This window comes from Mycoplana rhizolycopersici, from assembly GCF_013378445.1.
GTDB lineage: Bacteria > Pseudomonadota > Alphaproteobacteria > Rhizobiales > Rhizobiaceae > Mycoplana > Mycoplana rhizolycopersici.
This window is the reverse complement of sequence record NZ_JABXYK010000002.1, coordinates 93,969-107,690: the sequence shown is the minus strand read 5'-3', so window position 1 is coordinate 107,690 and position 13,722 is coordinate 93,969. Positions and strand designations below refer to the sequence as shown.

At 64.5% G+C, this 13,722-nt stretch carries 9 protein-coding genes; 1 reads left to right on the top strand and 8 read right to left on the bottom strand.

Translation table 11 applies throughout. The features are described from left to right. Positions 1-117 precede the first annotated feature (117 nt). Positions 118-2,466: a PAS domain-containing sensor histidine kinase gene (locus HV823_RS03010; RefSeq protein ID WP_176948270.1), complete on the top strand. Its 2,349-nt coding sequence runs from the start codon at positions 118-120 to the stop codon at positions 2,464-2,466. Between the two features lie 24 nt (positions 2,467-2,490). Here the strand turns inward: HV823_RS03010 and HV823_RS03005 are convergent, their stop codons facing one another. From HV823_RS03005 to ccmI, 8 genes are all read right to left on the bottom strand, one after another. Further along, positions 2,491-5,448: a bifunctional [glutamine synthetase] adenylyltransferase/[glutamine synthetase]-adenylyl-L-tyrosine phosphorylase gene (locus HV823_RS03005; RefSeq protein WP_176948269.1), complete on the bottom strand. Its 2,958-nt coding sequence runs from the start codon at positions 5,446-5,448 to the stop codon at positions 2,491-2,493. A 176-nt stretch (positions 5,449-5,624) separates the two neighbouring features. Then, entirely contained in the window at positions 5,625-7,040 is a 1,416-nt protein-coding gene (locus HV823_RS03000; RefSeq protein WP_176948664.1) for a sensor histidine kinase, read from the bottom strand. Between the two features lie 3 nt (positions 7,041-7,043). Next, on the bottom strand, positions 7,044-7,727 hold the full coding sequence (locus tag HV823_RS02995; RefSeq protein WP_097139344.1) for a response regulator transcription factor: 684 nt from the start codon (positions 7,725-7,727) through the stop codon (positions 7,044-7,046). A gap of 134 nt (positions 7,728-7,861) precedes the next feature. Further along, the gene (locus tag HV823_RS02990) at positions 7,862-9,439 is read right to left on the bottom strand and encodes a Do family serine endopeptidase (RefSeq protein ID WP_176948268.1); all 1,578 of its coding nucleotides are present in this window, start codon (positions 9,437-9,439) and stop codon (positions 7,862-7,864) included. 133 nt (positions 9,440-9,572) lie between these two features. Then, the gene (locus tag HV823_RS02985) at positions 9,573-10,055 is read right to left on the bottom strand and encodes a cytochrome c-type biogenesis protein (protein ID WP_176948267.1); all 483 of its coding nucleotides are present in this window, start codon (positions 10,053-10,055) and stop codon (positions 9,573-9,575) included. Beyond that, on the bottom strand, positions 10,052-12,043 hold the full coding sequence (locus tag HV823_RS02980) for a heme lyase CcmF/NrfE family subunit (protein WP_176948266.1): 1,992 nt from the start codon (positions 12,041-12,043) through the stop codon (positions 10,052-10,054). The genes HV823_RS02985 and HV823_RS02980 overlap by 4 nt, the downstream gene beginning before the upstream one ends. After that, entirely contained in the window at positions 12,040-12,492 is a 453-nt protein-coding gene (ccmE, locus tag HV823_RS02975) for a cytochrome c maturation protein CcmE (protein ID WP_176948265.1), read from the bottom strand. The genes HV823_RS02980 and ccmE overlap by 4 nt, the downstream gene beginning before the upstream one ends. After that, complete coding sequence (ccmI, locus tag HV823_RS02970; RefSeq protein WP_176948663.1) at positions 12,489-13,631, bottom strand: c-type cytochrome biogenesis protein CcmI; 1,143 nt, start codon at positions 13,629-13,631, stop codon at positions 12,489-12,491. The genes ccmE and ccmI overlap by 4 nt, the downstream gene beginning before the upstream one ends. Positions 13,632-13,722: the final 91 nt, after the last annotated feature.

Here is a 13,722-nt window from a genome sequence, read left to right as displayed (position 1 = left end):
AAGAAATGGTTAACAAAGTTTTACCGTTTCCTCTGGACAAGGCGAATCGCGAATGATTCATTAGCTTAGATTCGGATGCGGCATTTCCGAATCACCAGAAGAAACAGGGTATTGGACATGGCGGACGCGCAGCGGGGACGCGCAGCCGGGGGGCGGATTCGTCTCAAATTTCCAGGTTTGGCAACCTGGGACAAGGAGCTTTCGGGGCGCGCGCGGATATTCGCCGGACCGGAATCGCTGCGCATTTCGCGCGCGGAACCAGTGCTTAAGCGTTCGATCCCGGTCCTGATCATCGCCTTTCTCCTCGTCGTCGGGATCGCCCGGCTGAGTGGGCTGATGCTGGAGCAGCAGCGCATGGATACGGGCGTCCGCGACAGTACCGCGCTGATGGCCGCCGCCGTCTCCGTTCTCGTATCAACGGACGAGGGTCGCCTGATTTCGGACGGCGTGCGCGGCGACGCCGAGCGCGCCCTTGCGAAGTATCTCCCCCAGGACCGCCTGCCCGAAGGCGCGCTCGTCCTTTTCGTTCAGAAGAGCGGCCGGGTGTTCGGCGGCTCGCTGTCGGGGGCGCGTTTCGTCGGCATGTCGGTCGCCCGGATCGCGCCCGACGTGGCTGCGACGCACTATTTCGGCGAACCTTCCGGCGTGATGCGCGCAAGCATCGGCCATGCGGATCACTACGTGTCGATCATCGATGCGCCGAACGGCGCCGGCTATGCGCTCGTCGCCAGCCCGCTGGAGGCGATCGAGATGCTGTGGCGGAGCGAGCTATCGCTGAACGTGACGCTTTTTGCCGGCATATCCGCCATCCTCGGCTTCGTCCTCTATGCCTATTTCCTGCAGGCCAAGCGCTCGCGCGATGCGGATGCAATCTTCGTCGAATCCAATCTGCGCGTGGAAACTGCCCTTGCGCGCGGCCGTTGCGGCCTGTGGGACTTCGATCTCTCCGGCCGCCGGCTGTTCTGGTCGCGCTCGATGTACGAGATGCTCGGCATGAACCCGAAGGACGACTACCTCTCCTTCGGCGACGCAGCGCGCCTCATGCACCCGGACGACGACGGCATCTACCAGGTGGCGCGTGCGATCGCCAAGGGCGAAGCGCGCCAGGTCGACCAGGTGTTCCGCATGCGGCATGCCGACGGCCACTACGTATGGCTTCGCGCCCGCGCACAGCTCATCCGCATGGGGTCGGGACGCACCCATATCATCGGCATCGCCATGGATGTCACCGAACAGCATCGGCTGGCCCAGCGCTACCAGGAAGCCGACCAGCGGCTGGCGGTCGCGATCGAGTGCACCTCCGAAACCTTCGTGCTGTGGGACAAGGACGACCGCCTCGTCATGTGCAACGCACACTACCAGCAGGCATATGGACTGCCGGACGATGTGCTGGTGCCGGGCACGGAGCGACTGGTGGTACTCGCAGCCGCCGCCCGTCCGGTGATCGCAAGGCGGATGGCCGACAACGGCGTCGGCAGCGGTTCGCAGACGACAGAGGTGCAGCTCGCCGACGAGCGCTGGCTGCAAGTCAACGAGCGGCGCACGCGTGACGGCGGCCTCGTCTCCGTCGGCACCGACATCTCCATGATCAAGCGGCATCAGGCGCGCCTGCGTGAATCGGAACGGCGTCTAGTGGCTACCATCGGCGATCTTTCTGCCTCCCGCGCAACGCTGGAACAGCAGAAATCCGAACTGTCGATCGCCAATGCGAACTACCAGGCCGAGAAGGATCGCGCCGAAGCGGCCAACCGCGCCAAGTCCGAGTTCCTGGCCAACATGTCGCACGAGCTGCGCACGCCGCTCAACGCCATCCTCGGCTTCTCCGAGATCCTGCAGAACCAGATGTTCGGACCGCTCGGTTCGGAGAAGTACGACGAGTACGCTCGCGACATTCACGACAGCGGCCAGCACCTGCTCAACGTCATCACCGACATTCTCGACATGTCGAAGATCGAGGCGGGCCACATGCGCATCAGCTGCGATCAGATCGATCTCGCTCCGCTCGTCGACGAGACGCTGCGCCTGACCGCCGTGCAGGCCAAGCAGAAGAACATCCATATCGTGCAACAGGTTTCCAGCGGGCTTTCGCTTGTGGCCGACCGCCGCGCGATGAAACAGATCCTGCTGAACCTGCTCTCGAACGCGATGAAATTCACCGACACCGGCGGCGAGGTGCGCGTGCGGGCACGCAAGCTCGGCGGCGCCGTGACGCTGACGATCGCCGATACCGGCATCGGCATCCCCAAGGAAGCGCTCGCCAAGATCGGGCAGCCGTTCGAACAGGTGCAGAGCCAGTATGCCAAGAGCAAGGGCGGTTCCGGCCTCGGGCTTGCCATATCGCGGTCGCTGACCCGGCTGCACGGCGGCGCCATGCGAATCCATTCGCAGGAAGGCAAAGGCACCGTCATCTCGGTGCGGATCCCCGAACGTCAGGGTGCGACGCAGCCCTGCAAGGCGACCGCCTGACGGACGCCCCGCCTCGGCGAGAAATCAGGCAGCAACCGTCGCCTGGAAGATACGCCGCACCGCTTTCGATAGGCGGCGCAGCTCGGCCTCCAGCGTCTTGAGGTCCGGGCAATCGCCGGCCCGGCAGACGAGGTCGACGAGGCCGGCCGGCGCATCCTTCGGATCGAAGGCGCCATCGATGCAGAGGCGGACGATCTGGGAGATCTCCGTATAGGTCCGCAGCGCCTGCAGGATGGTGTCGAGGCTGTTCGGGTCCATCTGCCCGCGGGCGACGATCGCCAGCGCCTCGCCGGTCGGCATGGCGGCGGCGGGAAGTTCGGCCCCGCGCGCGGGACCGACAAGCGTCAGGAACTGCGCGATGAACTCGATGTCGATCAGGCCGCCCGGGATAAGCTTCAGGTCCCAGATGTCCTTCGGGGCCTTCTCCTGCTCGATGAGGGCGCGCATTTCGGCCACGTCTTTCACGATCGCCGAAACATCGCGCTTTCGTTCCAGCAGCTTGCCGATCGTGTTCCGCGCCTCCTGGGCAAGGCTCTCGTCGCCGCAGACGACACGCGCGCGGGTCAGCGCCATGTGTTCCCAGGTCCAGGCCTCCTCCTCCTGATATTTGGCGAAGGATGCAATCCGCGTCGCGACCGGCCCCTTGTTGCCCGACGGGCGAAGCCGCATGTCGACCTCGTAGAGCACGCCCTCGGCGGTGGGCGCCGACAGCGCCGCTATCAGGCGCTGGGTCATCCGGGCGAAGTAGCGCGTCGCATCCAATGGCTTGGGCCCGTCCGATTCGGCGGCAGCATTCCCCTCGTAGTCGTAGAGCAGGATGAGATCGACGTCGGAACCATCGGTCAGCTCGAAACTGCCGAGCTTGCCCATGCCGAGGACTGCGACGCGCCCGCCGGGGAACACACCATGCGCGGCCTCGATCTCGCGCTGGACGGCGGCAAGCGCCGCCTCGATGATCAGATCGGCAACGTGTGTGAACGCGCGTGCCGCCTGCGCGCCACCGATCGTGCCTGTCAGCAGCCGGATGCCGATCAGGAAGCGCTGTTCGGCGGCAATGATGCGCAGCCGGTCGAGCACCTCCTCATAGTGGCGCGCGCCGGACAGGAACGCCGCAATCCGCTCGGCCAGGTAGGTTCGTGTCGGCAGTTCCGCCAGAAGGCGCGGATCGAGCACGCCGTCGAAGACGTGCGGGCGCGCGGCGATGATTTCAGCCAATCTCGGCGCGGACGACATGATGTTGACGATCAGCGACAGCAGCCGGGGATTGTTGCCAAGCAGCGAGAACAGCTGGATTCCCGCCGGCAGGCCGGAAAGGAAGTGATCGAAGCGCAGCAATGCCTCGTCGGCACGCTTGCTTTGTCCGAACACCTTCAGAAGCTCCGGCGTCAACTCTGTCAGACGCTCGCGCGCCTCGACGGACTGGGTGGCGCGGTAGCGCCCGTAGTGCCAGGTGCGGATCGTCTGCGAGATCGCTTCTGGCCGCTGAAAACCCAGCTTGCGCAGGGTGGCGAGCGTGTCGGGATCGTCCCGCTGCCCGGTGAAGACCAGGTTTCCGCCTTCGGTGGAAAGCTTTGCCTCCTGCTCGAAGAGGTCTCCATAGCGGCGTTCTACGGTCTTCAGCACCGTGACGAGCGCGTCTGCGAATGCGGCCGTATCGGCAAAGCCCATCATGAAGGCGATGCGCTTGAGGTCGGCCTCGGTCTCCGGAAGCACATGGGTCTGTTCGTCGCGTACCATCTGGATGCGGTGCTCGACGTCGCGCAGGAACCAGTAGGCTTCGGTCAGTTCGGTCGCGGTCGCTGCGTCGATCCAGCCCGTCCGCGCCAGTTCCTGCAGCATCGCCTCCGTCGAGCGCAGCCTGAGTGCGGGCATGCGTCCGCCGGCGATCAACTGTTGGGTCTGGACGAAGAATTCGATTTCACGAATTCCGCCGCGGCCGAGCTTGACGTTGTGGCCCTTGACCGCGATTTCGCCATGCCCCTTGTGGACATGAATCTGGCGCTTGATCGAATGGATGTCAGCAATCGCGGCATAGTCGAGATATTTGCGGAAGACGAAGGGGGTCAGCTCGCGCAGGAAGCCTTCCCCTGCGGGAATGTCGCCGGCGATCGCCTTGGCCTTGATGAAGGCGGCGCGCTCCCAGTTCTGGCCGCGACTTTCATAATAGAGCATGGCAGAATCGAACGAGATCGCCAGCGGCGTGGCGCCCGGATCCGGCCGCAGCCGGAGGTCGGTACGGAAAACGTAGCCATCGGCCGTCCGCTCCTGCATGATCCGGATCAGCCGCCGAACGAGCCTTGCAAAGGTCTCCGTCGCCTCGCCCGGATCGAGCGCAATCTCGGCCTGCGGGTCGAAGAAGACAACGAGGTCGATGTCGGAGGAGTAATTGAGTTCGCCGGCGCCGAGCTTGCCCATGCCCAGCACGATCATGCCCGATCCGGCCGAGGGACGCGTGCTGTCCTTCAGCTTTACCTTGCCGGACGTTTCCGCCGACAGCAGCAGGTGATCCATCGCTGCGCACACCGCGGCCTCGGCCAGGTCGCTGAGAAGTGCTGTCGTCTGCCGCCCGTCGATCAGCTTGGCAAGGTCGGCCATCGCAGTCAGGAATGCTACCTTGCGCTTTGCCCTTCTCAGCCGCGTCATGACCGCCGCCTCGGAGACGTCGGCATTCAACGCCGGGTCCCATGCCCCGCGCGCCTCGGCAATGGCCTGGCGAAGCTCCGGGAGGAGCGGCCTGGCAATGGCAATGGAAAGAAGCTCCGGCGAGACGCGAGCAGTATCGCGCAGGAACGGCGAAAGCGAAAAGGCAGCGACGACGAACTCCTTCAGCACCGTCTCGGATCCCAAAAGGTCGGCAACGTCCTGACGGTCGCGCGCGATATCCTTCAGGTCGGAAAGCACCGACTTCACCTCCGTCTGGCTGAGCGGCCTGACCTTGCAGGCACAGATGTCGCTCAGGCGCGTTTCGTCGGTCAGCCTCATGGTTCTCCTCCGATGGGTCGACTTGTCGGTGCAGGCTCTGGCAAGACCGCCCTGCCCACGCCCCCTCTCCCTCCTCTACCAGCCAAGGCGAGCGACGAAAACCGATCCCGGGAGAGAAAGCGGCTGATTTGTCAGCAAATTCCATTCGGACGGGGGATTCGAACAGCGATCGGGCGTCAGGACTTTGCCGGCATAGCAGCAGGAAAATGCATCGTCGCCGTCAGCCCGTGGGCATCGATGCCCTCGCCGGTTTCACTGAGGACGAGGCTGCCGTGATGAACCTCCATCACCGCCTCCACCAGCGACAGGCCCAGGCCTGTCCCCGGCTTGCTGCGGCTCTTGTCGAGACGAACGAAACGCTTGAGCACGTTGGCGCGCTCTTCCGCGGGAATGCCGGGCCCGTTGTCGGAGACGGAGACGACCGCCCCCTCGCCCTCGCGTTCCAGACGCACGCAAATCCGGCCGTCTGCAGCGCCCTCCGCATATTTGATCGCGTTGTCCAGGAGATTGCCGAGCGCCTGACCGATCAGTTCGCGATTGCCTGTGATGTGGATATCGGGTGCGATATCGGCAGTGACGGCCAAACCCGCCTCCTCGGCGGCCGGCTCGTACAGCTCGACGCAGTCGGAGACGATCTGGGACAGGTCGACAGGCAACATTTCGGCGACCGCCGAACCCGCCTCGACCCGCGAGATCATCAAAAGTGCGTTGAAGGTACGGATCAACTGGTCGGATTCCGCGATCATCTCCGAAAGCGCCTCGCGGTACTCCGCTGGCGTGGTCTTGCCGGCAAGCGCCGCCTCGGCCTTGTTGCGCAGCCGTGCCAGCGGCGTCTTGAGATCATGGGCGATGTTGTCGGAGACCTGCCGCAGGCCTTCATTCAGCTTCTCGATACGCCCCAGCATGGAATTCAGGGATTCCGAAAGCCGGTCGAACTCGTCGCCCGAGCGACCGACAGGCAGGCGCTGGCTGAGGTCGCCGTCCATGATACGCTGGCTGGCGTCCGACATGCGGTCCATGCGGCGCAGCGCGTTGCGGCCGATCAGATACCAGATCGCCAGCGCGCCGATGCCCATGATGCCGAGGGCGACGACGAGCGCCTGGCGCACCAGGCCGCGGAAGTGCTCCGGCTCGCCGAGATCGCGGCCGACCAGGATCTTCAGGCCGTTGGATAGCAGGAAGACCTCAGCGCGCGCGGCATGGCGCTCGGACTTGCCTTCGTCACCGAAGCGTTCGTAGCGAAAGGGCGTCTCGGTCCAGCCCTCCCTGTCCAGAACGCCGGGCTGGAGGGACAGCACGTTACCGGCGAGTATCTCGCCTGCGGGATTGGCGATGATATAGAGGTTGGCACCCGGCTGGCGGGCGCGACGCTCCAGCGTTCTCAGAAGACCGTTCATGCCGGCCCGGTTGAAGACGTCCTGGATCTCGGCGACCTCGCTGAGCACGGTCTCGTGCATCTGCTGGCGCAGCAGGTTTTCCGACATCGATGTGACGTAGAAGACCAGGAATGCGGCGCAGGCGGCAAACAGCAGGATGTAGAGCCCGGACAGGCGAACCGCGGTCGTCCGGAAAAGTGTCGCCATTCCCGACAGCATTCAGGCGGATACCTCGTCCTTGATCATATAGCCGGCGCCCCGCACCGTCCTCAAAAGGGGCTGGTCGAAGTCCTTCTCGATCTTGGAGCGCAGGCGAGAAACATGCACGTCGATGACGTTGGTCTGCGGATCGAAGTGATAGTCCCAGACGTTTTCGAGCAGCATGGTGCGCGTCACCACCTGGCCGGCATTCTTCATCAGATATTCGAGCAGGCGGAATTCGCGCGGCTGCAGCAGTATCTCCCGGCCGCCGCGGCGCACGACATGCGCCAGCCGGTCGAGTTCGAGATCGCCGACCCGGTAGGTCATGTCCTGCTCGGGGGTCCCCTTGCGCCGGCCGAGCACCTCGACACGCGCCAGCAGTTCGCTGAAAGCATAGGGCTTGGGCAGGTAGTCGTCACCGCCGGCGCGCAGGCCGGTCACCCGGTCGTCCACCTGGCCCAATGCCGAAAGGATAAGGGCGGGCGTATGAATGCCGCGAGCGCGCAACTCGGAAATCAGCGACAGGCCGTCGCGCCGGGGCAGCATGCGGTCGACGACGAGCGCGTCGTAGGAATTCTCCGTGGCAAGAAACAGCCCGCTATCTCCATCGCTGGCGTGATCGGACACGATCCCCGCCTCGCGAAACGCCTTGGTCAGGTAGGCCGCTGCATCCAGATCATCTTCTACAATCAGTATCTTCATGGATGAACCTTACACGGGTTATAGCGAGCTTGACAGGTTGCCTGTGACTTCCGGAAACGCGAATTGTCTTTCGTCTTCGACGCAAGCGCCGCGAAACCTTGCGATTTCGCGGCGCCGGGATCGAGCTGTGCGGGTCAGCCCTGGTCGATCGGCAGGGCGAGGAAGCGGCTGCCGTTGTCGGTCTCCACCTGGAACAGCGCCTTGGAACGACCGTCCTTGCGTGCCTGTTCGATGACCTTCGTGATTTCGTCAGCCGACTTGATTTCCTGGTTGTTGACCGAAGTGATGCGGTCGCCTTCCTTCAGACCGCGATCGCTCGCGTCGGAGTCCGGGTCCACGGCGGCGACGGTGACGCCGTTGCCGTCTTCGGACGGGATTACGGAGATGCCGAGGCTGGCGAGTTCTTCCTGGGCAGACGGCTGCTGGTCGGGTGCAGACTGCTGCTCGGAAGACGCTTGCTTGTCAGCCTCGAGCTTGGCGATGTCGACCTTGACGGTCTCCGACTTGCCGTTGCGCCAGACCGAAAGCTCGACATTTGTGCCGGGCTTGACCGCGGCCACACGCTTTGCGAGGTCGCGCGGGTCCTTGATGGTGTCGCCGTCAAGAGCGGTGATCACGTCGCCCTTCTTGATACCGGCCTTCTCACCCGGCGAACCTGCCTGCGGCTCGACGACCAGCGCACCCTGGGCCTCTGCCAGGCCGAGCGATTCGGCGATGTCCTTCGTCACCGGCTGGATCTGGACGCCGAGCCAACCGCGATCGACCTTGCCATCCTTCATCAGGTCGGACACCACGTCCTTTGCGACCGACGCGGGGATCGCAAACGCGATGCCGACGTTGCCGCCCGAGGGCGAGAAGATTGCCGTGTTGATGCCGACGACCTGACCATTCAGATCGAAAGCCGGGCCGCCCGAGTTGCCCCGGTTCACGGCGGCGTCGATCTGCAGGTAGTCGTCATAGGGGCCGGAGCCGATGTCGCGGCCACGGGCCGAGATGATGCCGGCGGTGACCGTACCGCCGAGGCCGAACGGGTTGCCGACGGCGACGACCCAGTCCCCGACGCGCACCTTGCTGTCGTCGGCAAAGGTGACGTAGGTGAACTTGCGGTTGTCCTTGTTGTCGACCTTGAGCACGGCGAGGTCGGTGCGGCTGTCCTTGCCGACCAGCTTCGCATCCAGCTCGGTGCCGTCGTTCATGATGATCGTGAAGGCGGCACCGTCGTCAACGACGTGGTTGTTGGTGACGATGTAGCCGTCTTCGGAAATGAAGAAGCCGGAACCCTGGGAGGTCGGGCGCAGGTGACCCTTGCGCTTGCCACCGTCCTTGTCGCCGAACTGGCGCTGACCGGGGCCGCGATCAGCACGCGGGCCGCCGTCCGGGCCGCCGAATTCGCGGAAAAAGCGCTTCAGCGGATGGTCGTCCGGAAGATCGTCAAAACCGCGGCCGCCGAAGTTGAAGCCGAAGCTGTTGCTGTCGTCGGAGACGGGCTTGACGTCCGACTGAACGCGAACGGAAACGACGGCCGGCGATACCGCATCGACAACGTCCCCGAAGCTTGCCACCTGGGGTGCCGTCACCTTGACGGGTTCGGCGAACGACTGGGCGACCTGCGCCGGAATGCCCGTCGCCAGCATCAGCGCGGCGAGACCGGCAACGGTCGAGGTCTTCAGGACCGTCTTGAAAGAGGGACGGAAGGAAACTTGTTTAGACATCGCAGAACCTTTTCTCTGTTGGCTCGACTGGAGATCGATGACCAAGAGATAGGTCCTCGGACATTACGGTGCACTGTCCGCGGCATGAATTTTTCGTAATGTTGGCAATATCGCGCGTATGGTGCCCCAGCTATTATGAACCGGCCCTTCCGTCCGGCCGATCCGTCCCCACGATCCGCTCCAGCGCCGTCTTCTCGTCCGCCGTCAACGGCTCGCCGACGGCCTGTCCGGAACGGCGACGGACGAACAGGGCCATCGCGATCGCCCCGCCCAGGAAAAGGACGATCGGCGCGCCCCACAGCAAAAGCGTCTCCGGCTTCAGCCGCGGCTTGAGCAGCACGAACTCGCCATAGCGCGAGACGACATATTCGATCACAGCCTCGTCGCTGTCTCCACCCGAGATCCGCTCGCGCACGAGGAGCCTCAGGTCGCGGGCAAGCTCGGCGTTGGAATCGTCGATCGACTGGTTCTGGCAGACCATGCAGCGCAGCTGCGCCGACAACGCGCGCGCGCGCGCCTCCAGCGCCGGATCGGACAACACTTCGTCCGGGTTGACGGCAAGTGCCGGGATGGCGCTCAGGACAAAGACAGCGGCAAGAAAAAGCTTGCGTATCATTCCGCTGCCTCCAGGCGCGCGGCTGCCTTCGTTGTGCGCGCGCCCTGCGGTGCACCTATCCTCAGGCGGCGGTCGAACAGCGACACGGCGCCGCCGGCCATCATGATCAGGGCGCCAAGCCAGATGCACAGGATCATCGGTTTCCACCAGACGCGAACGACGATGCCGCCGTCGCCCATATGATCACCCAGCGACACATAGAGCTGGCTGAGCCCGAAGGTGCGGATGCCGGCCTCGGTCGTCGGCATCCGCCGCGCCGTATAGAGCCGCTTCGAAGACCAGACCTCGCTCGTCTTGACCCCGCCGCGGGAAATGCTGAAATGCCCGCTCTCCTCGGTATAGTTGGGTCCGCGCCCCTGCCGAATGCCATCGAAGGTCAGCGTATATCCGCCGGCGGAAACCGTGGCGCCGGGCTTCATCTCGACGACGTGCTCGGTCTCGAATGCGGTGACGGCGACGACGCCGATCACGGTTACGCCCACGCCGAAATGGGCGAGCGCAGTGCCGAAGGCCGATCCCGGCAGGCCGAACAGGCGCTTGCGGGCAATGCCCGCGCTGACCTTGCCGACGCCTGCCCGCAGCGCCAGGTCGGTGACCGATCCGGCCAGCATGTAGAAGCCGAGCGCGAGGCCGAAATAGGCAAGCACCGGCCCGCCGCCATGCATCCACTGGACGATCGCCGCCAGTGCCAGCCCGACGCCGACGGCGGCGAAGAGGCGTTGCCCGGCGGCGAGAATGTCGCCGCGTTTCCACGCGAGCAGCGGTCCGAACGGTACGGCCAGCAGAAGCGGCACCATCAGCAGTCCGAACGTCATGTTGAAGAACGGCGCGCCGACCGAGATCTTTTCGCCGGTAAGAGATTCGAGCACCAGCGGATAGAGCGTGCCGGTCAGCACCGTGGCGGCCGCCGTCGTCAGGATCAGGTTGTTGAAGACCAGCGCGCCCTCGCGAGACATCGGCGCGAACAGCCCGCCTGCCTTCAGCGCCGGCGCGCGAAAGGCGAAGAGCGACAGGGCCCCGCCGATGAAGACGATCAGGATCGCAAGAATAAAGACGCCGCGGGTCGGGTCGGTGGCAAATGCATGAACAGAAGTCAGCACGCCGGAGCGCACGAGGAAGGTTCCGAGCAGCGACAGCGAGAAGGTCAGGATCGCGAGCAGCACCGTCCAGATCTTCAGCGCCTCGCGCTTTTCCATCACCAGCGCCGAATGCAGGAGTGCCGTGCCCGCCAGCCACGGCATGAAGGAGGCGTTTTCAACCGGATCCCAGAACCACCAGCCGCCCCAGCCGAGTTCGTAATAGGCCCAGTAGGAACCCATGGCGATACCGGCCGTCAGGAAGCTCCAGGCCATCAGCGCCCACGGCCGCACCCAGCGGGCCCAGGCCGCATCGATGCGCCCGTCGATCAGCGCGGCGATCGCGAAGGAAAAGCAGACGGAGAAACCGACATAGCCGAGATACAAAAGCGGCGGATGGATCGCCAGGCCGACGTCCTGCAGGATCGGATTGAGGTCCTTGCCTTCGCCCGGTGCCGGATCGAGACGCAGGAACGGGTTGGAGGTCAAAAGGATGAAGAGCGCGAAGGCGGCTGTGATCCAGCCCTGCACGGCCAGCACGTTCGCCTTCAGCCGGTCGGGAAGATTGCCGCCGAAAGTCGCCACCAGCGCGCTGAAGAAGGCGAGAATCAGCAGCCACAGCATCATCGAACCTTCGTGGTTCCCCCATACGCCGGAGACCTTGTAGATCATCGGCTTCAGCGAATGAGAGTTTTCCCAGACGTTCCGCACCGAAAAGTCCGAAGTGACGTAGGCGAAAGTCAGGACAAAGAAGGAAAAGAGCGTCAGCAGGAATCCGGCGGTCGCCGCCGCAGGCGCCACCGCCATCAGCGCGGGATCGTTCCTGAGCGTGCCGGCCAGCGGCAGCAGCGACTGGACGATCGATGTCGCCAGCACGAGGATCAGCGCGTAATGCCCGATTTCGATGATCACCGGATCGTCTCCTTGCCGCTGAGCGTCACGCCTTGGGCCTTCAGGCGGTCGGCCACGTCTTTCGGCATGTAGGTTTCATCATGCTTGGCAAGCACGGTGTCGGCAACGAAAACGGATCTGCCGGCGGCGAAGCTGCCCTCGGCGACGACACCCTGCCCCTCGCGGAAAAGATCCGGCAGGATGCCGGTATAGGTCACCGGCACGGTGCCGATCGTGTCGGTCACGGCAAAGGTCACGGTGGAACCCTCGCCGCGCTTCACCGTTCCCGTCTCGACGAGACCGCCGAGCCGGATGCGCGTTCCCGGTGGCACATTGGCGGTAGCAAGATCGCCCGGCACATAAAAATATGCGATCGACTGGCTGAAGGCGAACATGACCAGCAGCACCGCCGCAAGCAGGAAGCCCACGCCGCCGCCGATGACTGCCAACCGCTTTTGCTTGCGCGTCATTGCTCGCTACCCTCGACCTTGATCGCCAGTTCGCCCGCCAGCGCCAGCAGTTGCCTACCGTTCTCGCTTTGCGGCGGAAAATTCTTCAGCGCCGTGCGTAGGGCGTCCTCGGCCGCCTGTCTTTGATCCAGAACAGCATAGGAGCGGATGATGCGCATCCAGCCCTCGAAATTGTCAGGGTCTTCCTGCAGCCGGCTCGCAAGGCTTTCGACCATGCCGGCAATCATCTGGCGGCGATCATCCGGCGACATCTCGTCGGCGGCCGCCACTTGCCCGGCATCGGGATTGCCGGGCGGCTTCGCCTGCTCGCCGCGGGAAAGCCCGGCGACATGGCGGTTGACGAGCGGCAGCCAGGGCGCATCGGCCGGAGAATCCTTCGCAAGCGCTTCGAAGGCGGCGAGCGCCTCGTCGCGCCGGCCTTCCTGCTCCAGCGCCAACGCGAGGTAGAAGCGCGTGCGCGGATTGCCGGCATCCAGCGCCTGCGACTGCTGCAGCGCCTCGCGCGCATCCTTCGTGACGATCCCGCCCGACAGCGCGATCAGCGCCTCGGCGTATCCATCGAGCCTTGCTGCGGACGGTCCGAGCACGCGCATCGCCTCCCGATAGGCGTTGGCCGAATCCTCGATCCGCCCGTTGCGGTAGTAGATGGGTGCCAGAATGTCCCAGCCGGCCCCGTCGTCCGGGTTCTCGGCGAGATGGGCTTCCGCCTTGGCGATCAGGATGTTGACGTCGCTGCCGGGATTGGCAAGGCGTGCGGCCAGCGGCTGCGCGGGAAGCTCGGGATGTCCGGCCGACAAATAGAGACAGAGCCCCACCGCCGGCATGACGACGATGATCAGCGCCTGAGCCAGGAGATTGCGCCGGCGCGCCGATGCGGGCTGTCGCCCGTCCTTGCTTGCCCCTTCGCGCGCCGTGGCCGCGATCAGGCGCCGGGCAATCTCCGCCCGTGCAAGCTCGGCCTCCGCCTTGCCGATCAGACCTGCGGCCTCATCGCGCTTTAGCTCTTCAAGCTGGTCGCGGTAGACCTCGGCGTCATTCGCATCGTCGACATTCGAACGCCCCCCTGCCCGCAGCAGCGGGAGGAGCAGGACGGCCGCAACCGCGGCGGTGAGAACGGCAACAAGGATCCAGAAGAACATGAGGTCCAATTAATGGAACACCATGCCTTTTCCAATTGCAAAAGCCGAATTGACGGAGATTTGAGGCGTTTAGCCGCAAGCGGTGCGCGAG

Excerpts from the sequence above, each read along its gene's own strand:
- HV823_RS02985 (WP_176948267.1), bottom strand. The coding sequence starts at position 10,055 with ATGATACGCAAGCTTTTTCTTGCCGCTGTCTTTGTCCTGAGCGCCATC.
- HV823_RS03010 (WP_176948270.1), top strand. The coding sequence starts at position 118 with ATGGCGGACGCGCAGCGGGGACGCGCAGCCGGGGGGCGGATTCGTCTC.
- HV823_RS03005 (WP_176948269.1), bottom strand. The coding sequence starts at position 5,448 with ATGAGGCTGACCGACGAAACGCGCCTGAGCGACATCTGTGCCTGCAAG.
- HV823_RS02995 (WP_097139344.1), bottom strand. The coding sequence starts at position 7,727 with ATGAAGATACTGATTGTAGAAGATGATCTGGATGCAGCGGCCTACCTG.
- HV823_RS02990 (WP_176948268.1), bottom strand. The coding sequence starts at position 9,439 with ATGTCTAAACAAGTTTCCTTCCGTCCCTCTTTCAAGACGGTCCTGAAG.
- ccmE (WP_176948265.1), bottom strand. The coding sequence starts at position 12,492 with ATGACGCGCAAGCAAAAGCGGTTGGCAGTCATCGGCGGCGGCGTGGGC.
- ccmI (WP_176948663.1), bottom strand. The coding sequence starts at position 13,631 with ATGTTCTTCTGGATCCTTGTTGCCGTTCTCACCGCCGCGGTTGCGGCC.